The organism is Mesorhizobium sp. M0410, assembly GCF_040321435.1.
Lineage (GTDB): Bacteria > Pseudomonadota > Alphaproteobacteria > Rhizobiales > Rhizobiaceae > Mesorhizobium.
The window spans coordinates 111,732-128,871 of the sequence record NZ_JAMYRN010000009.1; the positions used below are offsets into that span (position 1 = coordinate 111,732).

At 62.4% G+C, this 17,140-nt stretch carries 16 protein-coding genes; 12 read left to right on the top strand and 4 right to left on the bottom strand.

Annotated elements, in window-relative coordinates; all coding sequences use genetic code 11:
* Positions 1–202: 202 nt before the first annotated feature.
* The 3 genes from NKI63_RS15415 (at position 203) to NKI63_RS15425 (ending at position 2,818) form a co-directional block, all read left to right on the top strand.
* A complete protein-coding gene (locus NKI63_RS15415) occupies positions 203–1,096 on the top strand; it encodes an EAL domain-containing protein (RefSeq protein ID WP_352822144.1) in 894 nt (297 codons plus the stop codon).
* The gene (locus NKI63_RS15420) at positions 1,093–1,947 is read left to right on the top strand and encodes an EAL domain-containing protein (RefSeq protein ID WP_352477841.1); all 855 of its coding nucleotides are present in this window, start codon (positions 1,093–1,095) and stop codon (positions 1,945–1,947) included. The genes NKI63_RS15415 and NKI63_RS15420 overlap by 4 nt, the downstream gene beginning before the upstream one ends.
* Before the next feature lie 262 nt (positions 1,948–2,209).
* Positions 2,210–2,818: a glutathione S-transferase family protein gene (locus NKI63_RS15425; protein ID WP_352506738.1), complete on the top strand. Its 609-nt coding sequence runs from the start codon at positions 2,210–2,212 to the stop codon at positions 2,816–2,818.
* A 617-nt stretch (positions 2,819–3,435) separates the two neighbouring features.
* Here NKI63_RS15425 and NKI63_RS15435 read toward each other — a convergent pair.
* Complete coding sequence (locus NKI63_RS15435; protein ID WP_023678332.1) at positions 3,436–3,648, bottom strand: cold-shock protein; 213 nt, start codon at positions 3,646–3,648, stop codon at positions 3,436–3,438.
* Positions 3,649–3,946: 298 nt separating this feature from the next.
* On the opposite strand from NKI63_RS15435, the gene NKI63_RS15440 reads away from it, so the two are divergent.
* A complete protein-coding gene (locus NKI63_RS15440; protein ID WP_352477837.1) occupies positions 3,947–4,273 on the top strand; it encodes a hypothetical protein in 327 nt (108 codons plus the stop codon).
* 51 nt (positions 4,274–4,324) lie between these two features.
* Here the strand turns inward: NKI63_RS15440 and NKI63_RS15445 are convergent, their stop codons facing one another.
* Positions 4,325–4,897 carry a methylated-DNA--[protein]-cysteine S-methyltransferase gene (locus NKI63_RS15445; protein ID WP_352740178.1) on the bottom strand — a complete coding sequence of 191 codons (573 nt, stop codon included), beginning with the start codon at positions 4,895–4,897 and terminating at the stop codon, positions 4,325–4,327.
* 208 nt (positions 4,898–5,105) lie between these two features.
* On the opposite strand from NKI63_RS15445, the gene NKI63_RS15450 reads away from it, so the two are divergent.
* The 7 genes from NKI63_RS15450 to NKI63_RS15480 all read left to right on the top strand — a co-directional run bounded on the left by NKI63_RS15450 (position 5,106) and on the right by NKI63_RS15480 (position 10,290).
* A complete protein-coding gene (locus NKI63_RS15450) occupies positions 5,106–5,882 on the top strand; it encodes a transglycosylase SLT domain-containing protein (protein ID WP_352822148.1) in 777 nt (258 codons plus the stop codon).
* A complete protein-coding gene (locus NKI63_RS15455; RefSeq protein ID WP_352704194.1) occupies positions 5,875–6,363 on the top strand; it encodes a GNAT family N-acetyltransferase in 489 nt (162 codons plus the stop codon). The genes NKI63_RS15450 and NKI63_RS15455 overlap by 8 nt, the downstream gene beginning before the upstream one ends.
* Positions 6,364–6,523: 160 nt before the next feature.
* Positions 6,524–7,270 (top strand): DUF899 family protein, encoded by a 747-nt coding sequence (locus NKI63_RS15460; RefSeq protein ID WP_352740181.1) that lies wholly within the window; start codon positions 6,524–6,526, stop codon positions 7,268–7,270.
* Between the two features lie 258 nt (positions 7,271–7,528).
* The gene (locus NKI63_RS15465) at positions 7,529–7,912 is read left to right on the top strand and encodes a DUF6152 family protein (protein ID WP_352740182.1); all 384 of its coding nucleotides are present in this window, start codon (positions 7,529–7,531) and stop codon (positions 7,910–7,912) included.
* A complete protein-coding gene (locus NKI63_RS15470; RefSeq protein WP_352740184.1) occupies positions 7,913–8,380 on the top strand; it encodes a hypothetical protein in 468 nt (155 codons plus the stop codon). It abuts the gene before it with no gap.
* A gap of 303 nt (positions 8,381–8,683) precedes the next feature.
* The gene (locus tag NKI63_RS15475) at positions 8,684–9,322 is read left to right on the top strand and encodes a hypothetical protein (protein ID WP_352740186.1); all 639 of its coding nucleotides are present in this window, start codon (positions 8,684–8,686) and stop codon (positions 9,320–9,322) included.
* A gap of 176 nt (positions 9,323–9,498) precedes the next feature.
* On the top strand, positions 9,499–10,290 hold the full coding sequence (locus NKI63_RS15480; protein ID WP_352822153.1) for a hypothetical protein: 792 nt from the start codon (positions 9,499–9,501) through the stop codon (positions 10,288–10,290).
* Positions 10,291–10,386: 96 nt separating this feature from the next.
* Here the strand turns inward: NKI63_RS15480 and carB are convergent, their stop codons facing one another.
* Both carB and NKI63_RS15490 read right to left on the bottom strand, forming a co-directional pair.
* Positions 10,387–13,890, bottom strand: coding sequence for a carbamoyl-phosphate synthase large subunit (gene carB, locus NKI63_RS15485; protein WP_352822155.1), 3,504 nt, complete (start codon positions 13,888–13,890; stop codon positions 10,387–10,389).
* A 208-nt stretch (positions 13,891–14,098) separates the two neighbouring features.
* Positions 14,099–14,971, bottom strand: a complete 873-nt coding sequence (locus NKI63_RS15490) for an SH3 domain-containing protein (protein ID WP_352687779.1) — start codon at positions 14,969–14,971, stop codon at positions 14,099–14,101.
* Between the two features lie 281 nt (positions 14,972–15,252).
* Between NKI63_RS15490 and NKI63_RS15495 the strand changes: the two genes are divergently transcribed.
* Entirely contained in the window at positions 15,253–17,136 is a 1,884-nt protein-coding gene (locus tag NKI63_RS15495; protein ID WP_352822158.1) for a DNA/RNA non-specific endonuclease, read from the top strand.
* Positions 17,137–17,140 lie beyond the last annotated feature (4 nt).

A 17,140-nucleotide genomic window follows, 5' to 3' on the forward strand; every position in this document is an offset into this window, starting at 1 on the left:
CAGATATCTCCAGGAAGGACCGGCGCGGCGAAGGCGCCGCGGCGCCTCTCATGTCGCATCATCTGGTCAAGCGCAAGCCCAGCGCAGGCATTGTCGAATGAGCCAGCGCGCAATGCTGGCAACAATAAATTCATCAACGATCGGTAAAAGCTTGAACGGCAGGGACCGTAGCCGGTCCGCCTGTCTCGCATAGCGAGGAACCGTGACGCGCAGCATCGAGCTTGCCCATATCGTCCGCCATGATGACGGCACCGCCAGCGGTGTCTGGGGGGTCTATACGCTGCAAAGCGCTTTCCAGCCGATCTTCGCCTTCAACAAGGGCAAGCTGTCCGTCGTCGCGTTCGAGGGGCTGATCCGGCCGTTCCGCGAAGGCGAGCCGCAGCCGCCAATGAGTTTCTTCAACAGCTGTCCGGCGGTCGATCGCCTGCATATCGAGGCGCTGACACGGACGCTGCACCTGCTGAACGCCGGCGCCTGCCTGCCGCGAGACGCCTCCATCTTCATCAACTTCGATCCATCGGTGTTCACCGATCGCAGCATCGCCGACAAGGCGCTGCGCGACATGCGGCTGGTGCTGCACGAGGCCGACATCGATCCGCGCCGCGTCGTCTGCGAGGTCACCGAGCAGAAATCGGCGTCGCAGGAAACGCTCTACAATTTCGTCGAGGCGCTCAGGGGCAATGGTTTGCGCATTGCGGTCGACGATTACGGCGCCGACGAATCCGACATCAATCGCATCAAGGAACTCAGGCCAGACATCGTCAAGTTCGACGCCGACTGGATCATGACGCTGATGGAGTCCGGTGCCGGCTTCGCCTTGCTGACCGCCATGGTGACAAGCTTCGAAGAGCAAGGCATCCGAACGGTATTCGAGGGCATCGAGACGGGCTGGCAGCTCGAGCTTGCCGAAAAGTCGGGCGCCTCGATGGTGCAGGGCTATGTGCTGGCGCGCCCCGAGCTTGCGCCAACCAGCTTCCACGTCTTCGACAAGAGCGGGCAGGCGGCCGCGGTGCCGGCCGATGCTGAGAAGGTTTCTGCGGCCGTTTCGCCATCGCGGCGGCCGATGCGGGCCTTTGGCCGCAGGGTGACATCGTGACCGGGCGGGCCGACATGCGGCGCAAGGTCGGCGAGGCGATCTTTGCCGACGAGGTCGGCATCGAATATGGCGTCTACGGCGCATTCCGGCTGAGGAGCGCCTACCAGCCGGTCTTCGCGCCGCGCGGCAGGTTTCTCGCCGCCGTCGCGGTCGAGGGACTGATCGAGCCGCATCGTGCAGGCAGGCCGGTGGCGCCGCAAATCTTCTTCGAAGGTGTGCCGGCAGCGGATCGGCTGTTTGTCGAAACCATGTGCCGGGTGCTGCATTTGCGCAACTTCCGCAACATCGGCGTCGACGGGCTCGACCTGTTCTTCAACTACAATCCGCTGATAAACGATGACCCCGCACGGGCGCTGGCCGAAATCAGGCTGATGACCAGGCATCTGGCGGATTTCGGCCTGCATCCCGGCATGCTGGTCTGCGAGATCACCGAGCAGGCTGCCGGCGACAAGGTGCTTGTCAGCCTGGCGCGCGAGATGCGGCGCGACGGCGTCCGCATCGCCATCGACGATTTCGGCACCGGGCATTCTACCGAAGAAAGGGTCGCCCTCGTGCAGCCCGACATCGTCAAGATCGACGGCACCTGGTTCGCCGAATTCTGCCGCCATGCCGCCGCCGAGCGGTTTTTCCGGCCACTGGTTTCGACGCTGCACGATCGCGGCGCCAAGGTGCTGGTCGAAGGCATCGAGAACGCCACGCATCTGCGCGTCGCGCTGGATGGCGGCGTCGACCTGCTGCAGGGCTTTTACCTTGCCCGGCCGGCGCTGGCCGGTACGCTGTTCGACGAGGAGCCGCTGTCGATCGACAGGCTGCTTGGCAGGGATAGCAACGTCATCCCCTTGTTCGGCTAGGATATGCCGATATTCAAGTGATGCCGGCCTGCGAACGGGGGGTCCTGCGCTTCCGGTGCTCACGTACCCAAAAAGTACGCTCCGCTCCGGTTCTCGGAACCCGCCCTTCTCGGCTCGGCCTGACTTGAATCTCGACATATCCTGTAATGCATCAGCGGCGCTGATGGTTACGCCAAAACAAATCACTGGATGAAGCCGCCGCTGCCGCGATAGAGGCTGGATCAAGCCTTGAGACGGGTGGTTGCGAGCAAGGGGAGCATCGATGATACTCTATGGAATGATCGACAGCGGCAATTGCTACAAGCCGCGCCTGTTGATGGCCAAGCTCGGCATCCCTTTCACCAATGTCGAGGTCAGCTCGCATACCGGCGAGACGCGCAAGCCCGACTATGTCGCCAAGAACCCGAACGCCATGGTGCCGCTGCTCGAACTCGACGACGGCCGGCGGCTGGCCGAATCCAACGCCATCCTGCTCTACCTCGCCGAAGGCACGCGGTTCCTGCCGGCGGACAGATACGAACGCGCGCTGGCCTATCAGTGGCTGTTCTTCGAGCAATACAGCCACGAGCCTTATATCGCGGTGCGCAGGGCGCTACTGACCTTTCCAGAACGCGCGAAAGACGCGACACCCGAGCGGCTGGCGGTGACGCTGGAGCGCGGCAATAAGGCGCTCGGCGTCATGGACCAGCACCTGGCCGGGAGCAGCTTCTTCGCCGGCAGTGCGCTCAGCGTCGCCGACATCGCGCTCTATGCCTATACGCATACGGCCGAGACGGGCGGGTTTCAGCTCGACGCCTATCCGGCGGTTGCCGCCTGGCTGCAACGGGTCGAGGCCGATCCGGGGCATGTGCCGCTGGACTGGTTGCCTTAGTCATGCTTGTCGCCGCTTCGCGGCTCGCTCCGGGCGTTGGGCTTGTGGCCTTCGGCCAGTGGCGTGAATGCTCGCACGCCTTTGCTCAACGAGGGCAGTTTTGCGTAGGCCTCCCAAAACGAGGGAGTGGCAAAATGATTCACAGAGGCCGGGTCCGGCCGGCGCGATGATCAGCCAAGGCCTGCTCGGCAAGCTTGTCCAGCCTGCCGCCCTTGGCGTCGGCTTCGATCTCCCGGTCCCACATGTCGGCTTGCAGCGCCTCGAACCATGCGGCAAACGCCTTGAGCTCTTCGGGGCCTTAGTTCGGCGACGGATTTCTCAATCTGTTCAAGCTTGCTCATGGTCGATGGTACAATGACCGGGGTAAAAACAACCACAAAGTGGTCCCATAGGACCAAGGCGACGGTTCACCGGATTTCAGACAGCAAAAAGGCGGGACAAAATCCCGCCTTCCCATGCTTGGTAGCCTGATCGGGAGCGTTTTGGCCGGGCCGGCAGCAATCTGCTGCTTCGGCTTGTCGGGTCTTTCGCTCCGGCGCGCTTCTCGCGCGACCGCCAGTACATCCGTGACTTGCCGCGCGCCCCGGGCTATCGCCCGGCGCGCGCCATTTTCAAGATCAGGCCGCCTTGCTCAGAGATCCAGCGGACGACTTGCCAGTGCGGCGGTCCTGCTCGATCTCGAAGTTGATCTTCTGGCCTTCGACCAGGGTCGACAGTCCAGCACGCTCGACTGCGGAGATGTGGACGAAAACGTCCGCGCCGCCGCTATCAGGCTGAATGAAGCCGAAACCCTTGGTGGAATTAAACCACTTGACCGTACCTGTTGCCATTTCGATAGTCCTTACGTTTGCTTTAGTTTGACTGGACCGAAACCCAGCCGGTTTGTATCGAGATTTTGGAGATAGAACGTCAGCAAACGCGAATATCGCGAGGCCCGGATCGATCGGCCGAAATATCAATGGACCGCATATAATATGCCTTCGCGCAAAAAACAAGACGGGGCGGAAAATGGCACGGCGGCAACGCTGCCCAACGGCCGCCCCAATCGCGTGAGAGCGTCGTCGTTGCGCGCCTGACGCGGGAGGATCGCGCCGGCTTCGGGCGCGACTGGGTTTTGGGGAGAGGGACATGAAAATCGTTCTGCTTGCCGCTTGCCTGACGCTGGTGGCCGCCGAGGCGCAGGCGGTCTCGCGCTACGACCCGACCCGCATGAGCTGCGGCAAGGTGCAGGCGACGATCGCGCGCGAGGGGGCGGTCATCCTGCGCTACAGATCGACGCGCGTGCCGGGCCTGGCGCTCTACGACCGCTATGTGCGGAGCCAGCAATTCTGCGACATCGGCGAGGTCAGGGCGCGGGCCTCGGTGCCGAGTGCCGATACGAATTCGTGCACCGTCTACAAGTGCAAGCGGGTGGAGATCGACCGGCGCTTCCGCCGGCGCCTGCTTCCGGATTAGGCTGGTCGAGATGGTGCGCGGGGTGCCGGCCTCACCTGAATATCAGCACAGCTAAAACCCGAACGACACCTGCGCTGGGGGCGGCGGGCCGACGCGTACGCCTTCCATTGCCAGCATCTTTTCCTTGGTAACCGAGCCGCCGGGGGCGGAAAATCCGCCGATCTTGCCGCCGGCGGCAAGGATGCGGTGACAGGGAATGACCAGAGGCACCGGGTTGGCGCCGAGTGCCGCGCCCGTCTCACGCGCCAGCCCGGCATGGCCGGCGCGTTTGGCCAGTTCGCCATAGGTGGTGGTTTCGCCGAAGGCGAGCTTTCGCGCCGCGTCATAGATCGCCAGGCGGAACTCGTCGACGCCGCTGAGATCGACCGGCACGCCGGAGAAATCGATATCCTCGCCGGCGGCATAGGCCTTGATCGACCCGATCAGTTCGGCAACCCATTGCGGTTCGGGTTTCGCTGCCTGGTCGACGTCTGCGGCATGCCGCAGCAGCCGGCGCTCGACCGCGTCGCGATTGCGCTGCGGCAGGCAGAGCCGGGTTAGCCCGGCATCGCTCCAGGCGATGCCCATGAAGCCGAGCACGGTTTCGAAGACCGCGTGGCCGGCGGTGGCATGAGAGGCGTCCATGGCGCTGCTCCTTTCCGGAATCCTTCGAAGTACAAATCCAGAACAATATCGCATTTCCCGGCCCGGCTCGCCACCCGAAAACCACCGGGTACCGCGGATTGCCCGAGGAAAGATGCTGGTGTAAGGACTTCTTAACACCCGACGAACCGGACCCGAGCGCCGCTTGCCAGCAAAATTCCTCTTTCCCGTCCTAGCGGCGGTGTTGGCCGTGGCCGCTCTCAGCGGCTGCACCTCGACTTCGCCGGCGACCCCGGCACCGGCCTTCACCGAAAATGCGGCCAACACCGATGCCGGCTTCACGCTGGCGCTGCCCGACACTGTTTCGGTGCTGCCGGAACCGTCCGGCGCCGCCCAGACAGCAGCACTGCCGGTCGAGTCTGCGGCCGCCTTTGCCGGGCCGACACCGCTGGCGGCAACTGCTCCCGCCGTCATGACCACCAGTGCCCAGCCAGCCACCGCGGTGGCTGCCGTCGCCATGCCGGTCACCGGCCAGACTGCCGCCATGCCCGGCGTTCAGCCGGTCGCCTACACGGTGCCGCAAAACCCGGCCGTTCTGGCCGCGACCGACCCGGCGGAGGGCCAGTCGAACGCCGGCGCCCGCAGCGAGATCGAGCGGCTGATCGAGAAATATTCCGCGCTGTACGAGGTGCCGGTCGATCTGGTGCGCAGCGTCGTCAACCGCGAGAGCACCTTCAACCCGAAAGCCTACAATCACGGGCATTGGGGGCTGATGCAGATCAAGCACGCGACGGCGCGCGGCATGGGCTATGACGGGCCGGCGAGCGGCCTGTTCGACGCCGAGACCAACCTGAAATATGCGGTGAAATATCTGCGCGGCGCCTGGCTGGTGTCGGGCGGCAATCCCAAGCGCGCCGACCGGCTCTACCAGAGCGGCTACTACTATGACGCCAAACGCAAGGGGATGCTGGGCGAAACCGGCCTCGGCAGCGACAGCCTGCGCCGCCGCATGCAGCCCGATGCCTGAGCCGCGCCCACCGGCGCCGAACGACATAAGACTGCGCAAGATCCTCGACGACACGCTTCTGGCGCCGCGCTGGCCGGAAGGTTTTTTCATGCGCGGCTTCGAAGCCGCCGATGCGCTCGCTTTGCATGCACTTTTGACCGCGGTGTTCGACGACGGCGCCGATGGGCCGTTCGACGAATGGTGGCCCCGCATTTCGGGCGACGCGGAATTCGATCCCGCTTTGTGTTTCCTGGTCATCGACGGCAAGGGGCGGTTGGCGGGCGCGGCGCTCTGCTGGGCGACGGGGTTCGTCAAGGATCTTGCCGTTCATCCCGAGGCGCGCGGCAAGGGCATAGCCGAGGCGCTGATGCGCTACGCGTTTGCGGTGTTTCAGGCAAGGGGTGCGGCGCATGTTGATCTCAAGACCAATACCGTCGAGAACGCGGCCGCGGTCAGGCTCTATCAGCGGCTGGGGATGATCGAGGTGGATTGGGCGGGGTGAGGAGCGCCGTTCGTCCTTTTTGAAGGCGGCAGCCCGGGTTCTTGTCGCCACGGCGCCTGCGCAAAAATGTCGGAACCGTTTCGCGCGATGCGTCCTTGGGAGGCAAGGCGCGTTGCCACGAACGGCGCGCCGCCAAAAAGCACGGCAGATGGAGATGACGATGATCAGCTTTCCCAACGAGTCCCAGGAATACCGCACCGCCCGCGAAAAGCTGCTGCGGAAGGAAATCGAGCTGCGCCGCGCCATGGAGGATGTGGCGGTCGCCCGCCGCGCGCTGCCGACGGGCGGGCTGGTGCCGCAGGATTATGTGTTCGACGGGCTCGGCACGGACGGCAAGCCGGCCAGGATCAAGCTTTCGGAACTGTTTGCGCCGGGCAAGGACACGCTGATCGTCTATTCGATGATGTTTCCGCGCCATCCGCAGGAGACGCGCGACGTGGCGACGAGCGGCGGCACGGCGAAGCTGCCCAGACCGGACCAGCCTTGCCCGTCCTGCACGGCGCTGCTCGATCAGTTCGACGGCGCCATTGGCCACCTCGAGGCCGCCGGCTACAATTTCGCTGTCGTGGCCAAGACCGCGCTGGAAAACCTGCTGACGCTCGGCCGCGACCGCGGCTGGAAAAATATGCGGCTGGTCTCGTCGGCCGGCAACAGCTTCAAGCGCGACTATCACGCCGAGGCCGAGGATGGCGCGCAGCTCCCCGTGCTGTCGGTGTTCCACCGCGACGGCGACGGCATCCGCCACTTCTGGAGCTCCGAACTCGGCTTCGCGCCGCCCGAACCCGGCCAGGATCCGCGCGCCATAGGCACCTGCGAGATCCTGTGGAACCTCATGGATTTCACGCCGGAGGGCAGGGCGCAGAGCTGGCAGGAGCAGCTGCAGTATGGGGAAGGATGCTGCCACTAGCGTCGCTCGGCGCCGCCCTCATCTGCCTGCCGGCATCTTCTCCTCGTAGAGGGACGGGAGAAGGGGGCTGGCGGCAAACTCAGCTCCCTTTCTTAAACTCTGGAGATTGGCGAAATGCGTGGCGACGGCAACCTTTCTCCCCGTCACTATACGGGGAGAAATGCCCGGCAGGACAATGAGGGGCGGCGCAGACCCTATGTGATTTGACGCTGCGGCGCGCTGACCTACCCTCTAATGCCGGAACCGAGGAGACGAGCGATGCTGTCACCTTTCAACCGGAGCGTCGCGCTGGCAGCCGCGGTGATCCTTGCCGCCGGCACCGCAGCCTATGCCCATCATGGCTGGTCGTGGACGCAGGACGGGTTCTTCGAGCTCAAGGGCAGGATTACGGCCATCTATATCGGCAACCCGCACGCCACGCTGGATGTCGACGCGAAGGGAGAGGCCTGGCGGGTGGAGATGGCGCCGCCGTCGCGCACGATCGCCGCCGGCTTCACCGAGGAGGTTGCCAAGGTCGGCGACGATGTGACCGCGATCGGCCACCGCTCGCGCGACGAGAGCGAAAAGCGCATGAAGGCGGTCCGCATCATCGTCGGCGGCAAGACCTATGACGTCTATCCCGACCGCGTGCCGCCGGCCTGAATGGACGGGTTTTTCGCCGGCATCGAGCAACTCGCCTTGGTGCGGGGACTGAGGGCCTCCTTCGTCGCCTACCCCATAGTCAATGCGGTGCACATCATGTCGATCGGCGCGCTGCTGACCAGCGTCGGGCTCATGGACCTCAGGATCCTGGGCGCCTTCCGCTCGCTGCCGCAGGCGCCGTTGGTCGCGCTGCTGCGCCGCACGGCGTTGAGTGCGTTTGCAGGCGCGCTTGTGACCGGGGCGCTGCTGTTTTCAGTCAGGGCGAGGGAGTATGCGGCGATGCCGGTTTTCCTCGCCAAGCTGGCGCTCATCCTTCTCGCCGGCGCCAACTTCCTCGCGTTTATGCGGGTGTGCCGGGCAAGGGGCGGAGAGGAGCCGGCGGGTGGGGGCGCTACCGTGCTGGCGGTGGTTTCGCTGATGCTGTGGACGTCCGTGCTTTTCGCCGGACGAATCATCGGGTTTCTCTAGGAAATCGGGCGTGGGCACTGGCCTTCGCCGACCGGCAGAATAGTCTCCAAGCAATCGCGGAGTCGGCGCAGGCCCCCTCATCCGGCCGCTTCGCGGCCACCTTCTCCCCGAGGGGAGAAGAGGTTGGCGCCAGCGCTTCAAGTCTCCTCTCCCCTCGGGGAGAGGTCGCCCGAGCGAAGCGGAGGGCGGGTGAGGGGCTTTGCGCCAACGTCGATCCCAATCCATGGAGATCGTCATGACCAAGGAAATCGTCGAAGCGCCGTAATGGCACGAGCGGATACTCGTCTGACGAGCGTTGTAGATATGGACAACGTCTATTCAGACACGAAAATCATTGCAACTTATCCAGAATCTGCTAAGCCTATCCGTGAAAGGATGGTTGCAATGAACGGAAAGCGATCACGCGAAGCCCTTCTTGAGTTCCTCGACTACCTTGCGAGGAAGGGTTTGATGAACACGACGACTGCCCGCTCTCGCAAGGCATCGGCGAACAAGGTTCTGTCTATACTTGAAAAAGATGAGGCGGAAGACGTCACGATTTTAGATCTAGATCAGCTTCTTGTTCGGTTTTCGAATATTTCTGGTGCAAACTATACCCCAGACAGCCTAAACACATATAAAAGTAGGATAAAATCAGCTATTGATGATTTTAAGAATTATTTAGATAACCCGATGTCGTTTAGGCCGTCTACGCAGGCGTCCGGAAGAAAGTCTTCTGAGCGGCCGAAATCGATTAACACAGCAGACAGCAAGTCGCCCGACGAAATTCCTCAAAAAATATTCGCTAATTTCTCGCCGCCGCCGCCTACTTCAGTTTCGATACTGCCTATCCCAATTAGACCGGACTTGACGATACAGGTGCAGGGGCTGCCCTACGATCTGACACCAGCGGAAGCGGCCAAGATTGCGAACGTAATACGCGCGATGGCGTCCACAGATTGATTCCCGGTCCAAACGGGAATTAAGCTCAGCTCGGCTGAGACCACGGGAGCCGCTGGCTCGGCGTCCAAAGCCGATGTCCAGCGGCCCTCTTTGCCCGTCTAAATACAGGCTGAGGGACTATAGCTCACAAGCCCAATTGTCGCAAACCGAGTTGCCTCGAACCGATTTGGTATACAATGACCGCCCCAGATGCGAACCGGCAGAAAGAAGCATGGCGAGAGATTGACAGCATTTTTTCAGATGCAAAAAATACGTGGGTTATTCACTACTCTTGCGAAAGTTTCTATGATCGAATTGAGGGGCGTTCGCCCAGGGTCACGTCCATTGCAGTTCGCAAGTTGAGTGACGCGCAGACGCACTCATTTTCTATCCATCAAATTGCTGAGCGCCAAGGCGTAGCGTTTGGGGAAATTGAGCAGCATTATGATAGATTGGAGCGCCTCATGCTGGACGCGTTCTTTTCATTTGTGGGCTCGTACCGGAACAGTCATTTCATGCACTGGAATATGCGTGATGCGAACTACGGATTCGCGGCAATCGAGCATCGGTATACAGTTCTTGGCGGTACGTCTGTCGTAATTGACGACGAACGAAAGCATGATTTATCGAGAATTATCATAAATATATATGGGAAGGGTTACATATCACACCCACGAATGGAGTCTTTAATTGAAAAGAACCAGATACGACCTTTGGACTTCATGACGGGCTCGCAAGAAGCGGCAGCGTTCGAAGAGCGAAATTTTAGCGGACTGCATCAATCCACATTGCGCAAAGTGGATATTCTAGCGAATCTCGCAACGTTGGTGAAAGATCGTTCTCTAAGGACGAATACCACACGCTGGGAGATGCATGGCGGTCGTATTCGAACTAGCGTCTCTTGGGTTCTTGAAAACAAACTTGTTGCTTTTTTTGCCAGTATCGCAAGCATCGTTGGCTTAGGTTTGGCAATTTACGCTCTAAAGTAAACGGTACAATCCTCATCGGCCCGCTTCCCGCCGCAGGGTAATCACATATGTGGCGCTGTCATATGCGGTTCCCTGCCGAAAAGGAGGAGAAGCCCCTCACGCAAAATACTCCTGCAGCGGCCGCACCTCTAGGCTCCCCGCCCGCAACGCCGCTATCGCCTCGGCCACCGCCGCCGCGCCCGACAGCGTCGTGTAATACGGCACCTTCTGCATCAGCGTCGCCCTGCGCAGCGATTTCGAGTCCGACACCGCCTTCTGGCCGTCCGTGGTGTTGAAGACGATCTGCACCTGGCGGTTGCGGATGGCGTCCTCGATGTGCGGGCGGCCTTCCAGCACCTTGTTTATCTTCTCCGCGACGACGCCGTTCTCGGCGAGGAAGCGCGCCGTGCCTGAGGTGGCCAGCACTTTAAAGCCCTGGCCGGCGAGACGCTTGACCGCCGGCAGGATGCCTTTCTTGTCCTCGTCGCGCACCGAGACGAACAGCGTGCCCGCGCGGGGGAGATCAACACCCGCGCCGAGCTGGCTCTTGGCGAAGGCCAGCGCGAAGTCGCGGTCGAGACCCATGACCTCGCCGGTCGAGCGCATTTCCGGGCCGAGCAATATATCGACGCCGGGGAAGCGGGCGAAGGGGAAGACTGCTTCCTTGACGGCGATGTGGCCGGGATTGCGGGGGTCGGGCATGGCGCCGTAATGGGCGAAGGCGTCTTCCAGGCTTTCGCCGGCCATGATGCGGGCGGCGATCTTGGCGATGGGCCGGCCGATGGTCTTGGCGACGAAGGGCACGGTGCGCGACGCGCGCGGGTTGACCTCCAGCACATAGACCGTGCCGTCCTTGATCGCATATTGCACGTTCATCAGGCCGCCGACATTGAGTGCGCGGGCAAGGGCCGCCGTCTGGCGCTCCAGCTCGTCGACGAGTTTCGAAGGCAGCGAATGCACCGGCAGCGAGCAGGCGCTGTCGCCCGAGTGGATGCCGGCCTCCTCGATGTGTTCCAGGATGCCGGAGACGTAGGTCGACTTGCCGTCACAGAGGCAATCGACATCGACCTCGATGGCGCCTGAGAGATAGGTGTCGAACAGCAGCGGGTTCTTGCCGAGCAGCGTGTTGATCTGGCCGGTCTTGTCGTTGGGGTATTTCTGCTTGATGTCCTCCGGCACCAGGCCGGGCACGGTGTCGAGCAGGTAGGATTGCAGCATGCTCTCGTCGTGGATGATCTGCATGGCGCGGCCGCCGAGCACATAGGACGGGCGCACGACCAGCGGGAAGCCGAGCTCGCCGGCGACGAGGCGGGCCTGCTCGACCGAATAGGCGATGCCGTTCTTCGGCTGGCTGAGGCCGAGCTTGTGCAGCAGCTTCTGGAAGCGGTCGCGGTCCTCGGCGAGATCGATCATGTCGGGCGAAGTGCCGAGGATCGGGATGCCGGCCTTCTCCAGCGCATCCGCCAGCTTCAGCGGCGTCTGGCCGCCGAACTGGACGATGACGCCGACGAGCTCGCCCGAGGCCTGTTCGGTGCGCAGGATCTCCAGCACATCCTCCGGCGTCAGCGGCTCGAAATAGAGCCGGTCGGAGGTGTCGTAGTCGGTCGAGACGGTCTCCGGGTTGCAGTTGATCATGATCGCCTCGAAGCCGGCGTCGCGCAGCGCAAACGCCGCATGGCAGCAGCAATAGTCGAACTCGATGCCCTGGCCGATGCGGTTGGGGCCGCCGCCGAGGATGACGACCTTTTTGCGCGACGAGACCTGCGCCTCATTGGCGAGACTGCCGGCGAACGGCACTTCATAGGTCGAATACATGTAGGCTGTGGGCGAGGCGAACTCGGCGGCGCAAGTGTCGATGCGCTTGTAGACCGGATGAACGTCGAGCTTTTCGCGAATCTTCTGGACTTCTTCGACGTCTTTCCTGACCAGGGAGGCGAGGCGGGCGTCGGAGAAACCCATCGCCTTCAGCATGCGCAGATTGGCGGCGTCCTCGGGGATGCCGTGCTCGCGGATGCGGTCTTCCATGACGAGGATGCCGGCGATCTGCTCAAGAAACCACGGGTCGATCTTGCACATGGCGTGCACGTCTTCCAGCGAAGTGCCCATGCGGATCGCCTGCGCCACCATGCGCAACCGGTCCGGCGTCGGCGTGCCCAAGGCGGCGCGAATGGCGTTGCGGTCGTCGACATGGCTGGCGGGCGCGCTGCCGTGGCCGATGCCGGGGATCTCGATCTCGTCCAGACCGGTCAGGCCGGTTTCGAGCCCGCGCAAAGCCTTCTGCAGCGATTCCTGGAAGGTGCGACCGATGGCCATGACCTCGCCAACCGACTTCATCGAGGTGGTCAGCACCGGCTCGGCGCCGGGGAATTTCTCGAAGGCAAAGCGTGGGATCTTGGTGACGACATAATCAATGCTCGGCTCGAACGACGCCGGCGTCGCCCCGCCGGTGATGTCGTTCTCGAGCTCGTCCAGCGTGTAGCCGACAGCGAGCTTGGCCGCGATCTTGGCGATCGGGAAACCGGTCGCCTTGGAAGCGAGCGCCGACGAGCGCGAGACGCGCGGGTTCATCTCGATCACCACCAGACGGCCATCGGCCGGGTTGACGGCGAACTGCACGTTGGAGCCGCCGGTCTCGACGCCGATTTCGCGGAGCACCGCGATCGAGGCGTTGCGCATCATCTGGTATTCTTTGTCGGTCAAGGTCAGGGCAGGGGCGACGGTGATCGAATCGCCGGTGTGCACACCCATCGGGTCGATGTTCTCGATCGAGCAGACGATGATGCAATTGTCCGCCTTGTCGCGGACGACCTCCATCTCGTACTCTTTCCAGCCGAGCACGCTCTCCTCGATCAGCACTTCGGTGGTCGGCGAGGCGTCGAGGCCGGACTGGACGATCTCGAAGAATTCGGCCCGGTTGTAGGCAATACCGCCGCCGGTGCCGCCCATGGTGAAGGACGGGCGGATAATTGCGGGCAGGCCGACATGGTCGAGCGCTTGTGCTGCAATCGCCATGGCATGGCTGATGTAGCGCTGCTTGCGGTCACCTTCGCCGAGGTTCCAGCGGGTTTCCAGAGCATCGAGCGCGGCGTCGAGGTTTTCCGGCTTCTCGGCTTTCAGCGCGGCGCGTTCGGCCTCGTGCGTCTTGCGGTCGGCATTCTTGACGTCGGTGGCGTTGGCCAGCATCGACTTCGGCGTTTCCAGGCCGATCTTGTTCATCGCCTCGCGAAACAAAGCGCGGTCCTCGGCCTTGTCGATTGCGGTGGCGTCGGCGCCGATCATCTCGACCTGATAGCGGTCGAGCACGCCCATGCGGCGCAGCGACAAAGCGGTGTTGAGCGCGGTCTGGCCGCCCATGGTCGGCAGCAGCGCGTCCGGCCGCTCCTTGGCGATGATCTTGGCCACCACTTCGGGCGTGATCGGCTCGATGTACGTGGCGTCGGCCAGCTCCGGATCGGTCATAATGGTGGCCGGATTGGAGTTGACCAGGATGACGCGAAAACCCTCTTCCTTCAGCGCCTTGCAGGCCTGGGTGCCGGAATAGTCGAACTCGCAGGCCTGGCCGATGACGATGGGGCCGGCCCCGATGATCAGGATCGACTTGATGTCGGTGCGTCTTGGCATATCGAAGGTCCGTTCGGCAGGCGGCTTGCACGAAAAACCGGACGGGAAGACCCGGCCGGTTGTGCTCGCGATTCTGGTATCAGGCTAGGAGGGCCTTATAGGGAAGAGTTTTGCCGGATGTAACCCCGAAAATGAGGCAGTAGGGCAGTAGGGCAGTAGGGCAGTAGGGCAGTAGGGCAGAGGTTGAGCGCCCTTTAAACATATTGCCCTACTGCCCTACTGCCTTATTCCCCTTACCACTATCCCCCAGCGCCAGTTGATCCGTAATCTCGAAGCGTTCGGACGCGCCGACGCGGATGATGTTGAGGCTGCCTTCGCGCGTGAAGCGGAATTCGCCCGGCCCATTCGAACCGGCCGGCTTGCCGGCCTGGAAGCTGATGATGCGCGTGCCGCCATCGGGCCAGGTCACGGTCACGTCGGTTTTGTCGCCGGTGCGCGCGACGCCTGCCTTGCAGTTGGTCATCGGCTGGCCGAGATAGCGCGCGCAAGGAATGACGTTGCCGGCACCCGGGAATGGTGTCCCCGGCGGCTGCAGCCGTGCAACAGTCTGCGCGTCGGCCGGAGGCGCCGCATTGGTCGCGCCGAAATTCTGGACGGGATCCACTGCCGCGGGCGCCGATCCATCAACCTGTCCAGTCGAGGGATTGCCAGCGGCCAGGGCCAGGCGGTAAGCGTCCTCGATAGCCACCCTGACGATTGCGTCAGCGGAGTTCAGCGACGTTTCGGGAGCAGTTGCGCCGAGGCGCGTTGTCAGATCGGGCAGCGGTTGAGAGGCAGGGCTCTCCGCATTGGCCGCTGCCTGGGGTGTCACTTGCCGGGGATTGATAGGGTCGAGGTAGCGTGCGGGTGCCCATCCGCTCAGCTTCGGGTCGTCAATGTCCTCGACCTTGCACCACTTGTAGCCGCTGACGTCGCCGCAGCCGAGATTTTTCACGCTCGATCCACTCGGCAATCGCGCCTCGATCTTGCCCATGGCCGACGCCGTGGCGCGCACGTTCAGGAGGTCATCGGGCGCGAGACCCGTCACAATCGAGATGATGGGCTCCGGCTCCTGGCCGTTGGCCGGCAACTCCGCCAGCATCAGCGGAGCGGCAACCACCGCAAGCAGCGTCGTCGGGAGTGTTACTGTGCGCCTAATCATCTGCCATGGGCGGTAGGTTCAATTGCCGAAGGCGCGGCCAGGCACGAAAGCGCCGCCGCACGCCAGCCGGTTTTTATAGGCGACGAGGCGGCGCTGTGTAAGCCCGAAAAGGCGCCGCGTGTTGAATCGCGACCAGGCCACTTCCGTGAACTAACAGCCGGCAAAATATTGCACATTTCATGTAAATATGCACTCTCTCAAGTAAGGTTGAGGAGGGCAATATGGTCGACCTTGAAATATTCGCGCAAGTGGAAAACATAGTTCGCCAGCGTATCAAGAAAACCCGCACCGAAATTGAGGCTTCACTTGGTCACATCGCCAACGGCAATCCGCTGGCCGCCGAACAGACCCTCTCCAGGCGCCTCGACAGGTTGCAGGTAAAGGCGTCGCTCAGCCGCACCGAAGCGGAGATGATATCGGCAGCAATCGACATGAGATCTGCCGGGGAGAGAAAGGCGGCCGCCAAACAGCCAGGACCGGAGGCAATTCTCGGCCCAACGCTCGATTTCATCGGGGTCGCATTTCTGGAGCGTGGGCGCCGTGCTGCCGATGCGGTCGGCCGCGTTGCCTTTCTCAACGGCAATCCGCAAGGATCGGGTTTTCTGGTCGGGCCAAGGCTGTTCCTCACAAACAACCATGTGATTTCGTCGCCGGCGGATTCCCGGCGCTTCGAGGTCCAGTTCGATTATGAGCAGGACGGTGCAAATGCCGTGCGCACGCCGACGACGTTCCTGTTCGATCCTGAATCCTGTTTCGTGACCGATAGCATAGAAGGTCTGGACTACACGCTGATCGGGGTCGGCGAGCGGCGTTCCGGCCCAAAGGAACTGGGGGAGTTCGGTTTTATTTCGCTGTCGGACGCGCGCGACAAGCATATGCTCGGCGAAATCGCCAACATCGTCCAGCATCCCGATGGCCGCTTCAAGGAACTGGTGCTGCGTGAAAACCGGCTGGTGGCCCGCGACGAAACGGTTCAAGTGCTGCACTATGTTGCCGATACCGAACAGGGTTCGTCCGGTTCACCGGTCTTCAACAACGAATGGGAGCCCATTGCCCTGCACCATTGGGCCGGCCCGTTCCACGAGGTGACGGGCATAGCTGGCTACGCGCTTGCGCGCGAGATCAACGAAGGCATACGGATCAGCGCCATCGTTGACGATCTGGGCGCTAGAAAGTCCAGGCTGCCGGGCTCATCGGCATCGGCGGTTTCGGAAGCTCTGGCGATTTGGTCCGGCACGCCGCGCATGATGGATGAGACAGTTCGGCTGAACGCCGACAGTCGCGGAGACGTGCCGGACAAGCCGGAGCAGCGGCCTGAACCGGATCGCGGCGCGCCGGCGACGAGACATAATGCCGATGGCTCGGTCACGTGGACTTTTCCCGTCGAGATAAATGTCCGGGCGCCGTTGATCGACGGCGACGGAGGCGATGCGAGACGAAACGACGGTCCAGCAAGCGAACCCGCCAAGGTCGTGGCCATCGCCGAGGCCGCGGGTTGGAAAACAGAGGATTTCGACGATCGTGGAGGGTATGAGCCCGGCTTCATACCGGGCTTTGTCCTGCCAATGCCGACGGTTGCCAATTCACCCTACCGGTTGGCCAAAAACCTTCTTGCCAAACCGGGCGAGGACCCACACGAATTGCGCTACCATCATTTTTCGATCTTGATGAACGCCGATCGCAGGCTTGCCTTCGCCACCGCCTGCAATATCGATGGATCCCACACCAAGGCGGTCGATCGTGAGGACAAGACGGTCATCGACAACCCGTCGCTTGTCGAATTGGGGGTGGAGTCGATTTCCGGTTCGGAAGCCAGCGATGCTTTCCGGCCCGATCGCCGCATCGACCTTGGCGAGCAGATGACCCAGGAATTCTATTCGAGCCAGAATGTGCCCGGATTTCCCGTCGCAAAATCCAAGGAACGAATAGCTCGAATGTTCCAGAAGGGCCATATTACGCTTCGCGGCGACCCCGCATGGGGCGTCGATCAGGAGGCGGTCGCGGCAGAACGCGACACGTTCTTTTATACCAATGCTGCGCCGCAAGTCGGCTTCTTCAATCAGGGAAGCTCGCTTGACCATCCCCGGGCTCCAAGGGGAAGCTGAGATG

What these genes read in the sequence shown, in the direction of transcription:
- NKI63_RS15435 (WP_023678332.1), bottom strand. Translation starts at nt 3,648, where the DNA reads ATGGCAACAGGTACGGTCAAGTGGTTTAATTCCACCAAGGGTTTCGGC.
- carB (WP_352822155.1), bottom strand. Translation starts at nt 13,890, where the DNA reads ATGCCAAGACGCACCGACATCAAGTCGATCCTGATCATCGGGGCCGGC.
- NKI63_RS15465 (WP_352740182.1), top strand. Translation starts at nt 7,529, where the DNA reads ATGCTGTCACCTTTCAACCGGAGCGTCGCGCTGGCAGCCGCGGTGATC.
- NKI63_RS15455 (WP_352704194.1), top strand. Translation starts at nt 5,875, where the DNA reads ATGCCTGAGCCGCGCCCACCGGCGCCGAACGACATAAGACTGCGCAAG.
- NKI63_RS15460 (WP_352740181.1), top strand. Translation starts at nt 6,524, where the DNA reads ATGATCAGCTTTCCCAACGAGTCCCAGGAATACCGCACCGCCCGCGAA.
- NKI63_RS15475 (WP_352740186.1), top strand. Translation starts at nt 8,684, where the DNA reads ATGGACAACGTCTATTCAGACACGAAAATCATTGCAACTTATCCAGAA.
- NKI63_RS15425 (WP_352506738.1), top strand. Translation starts at nt 2,210, where the DNA reads ATGATACTCTATGGAATGATCGACAGCGGCAATTGCTACAAGCCGCGC.
- NKI63_RS15480 (WP_352822153.1), top strand. Translation starts at nt 9,499, where the DNA reads ATGACCGCCCCAGATGCGAACCGGCAGAAAGAAGCATGGCGAGAGATT.
- NKI63_RS15470 (WP_352740184.1), top strand. Translation starts at nt 7,913, where the DNA reads ATGGACGGGTTTTTCGCCGGCATCGAGCAACTCGCCTTGGTGCGGGGA.
- NKI63_RS15440 (WP_352477837.1), top strand. Translation starts at nt 3,947, where the DNA reads ATGAAAATCGTTCTGCTTGCCGCTTGCCTGACGCTGGTGGCCGCCGAG.
- NKI63_RS15490 (WP_352687779.1), bottom strand. Translation starts at nt 14,971, where the DNA reads ATGCTGGCGGAGTTGCCGGCCAACGGCCAGGAGCCGGAGCCCATCATC.
- NKI63_RS15495 (WP_352822158.1), top strand. Translation starts at nt 15,253, where the DNA reads ATGGTCGACCTTGAAATATTCGCGCAAGTGGAAAACATAGTTCGCCAG.
- NKI63_RS15445 (WP_352740178.1), bottom strand. Translation starts at nt 4,897, where the DNA reads ATGGACGCCTCTCATGCCACCGCCGGCCACGCGGTCTTCGAAACCGTG.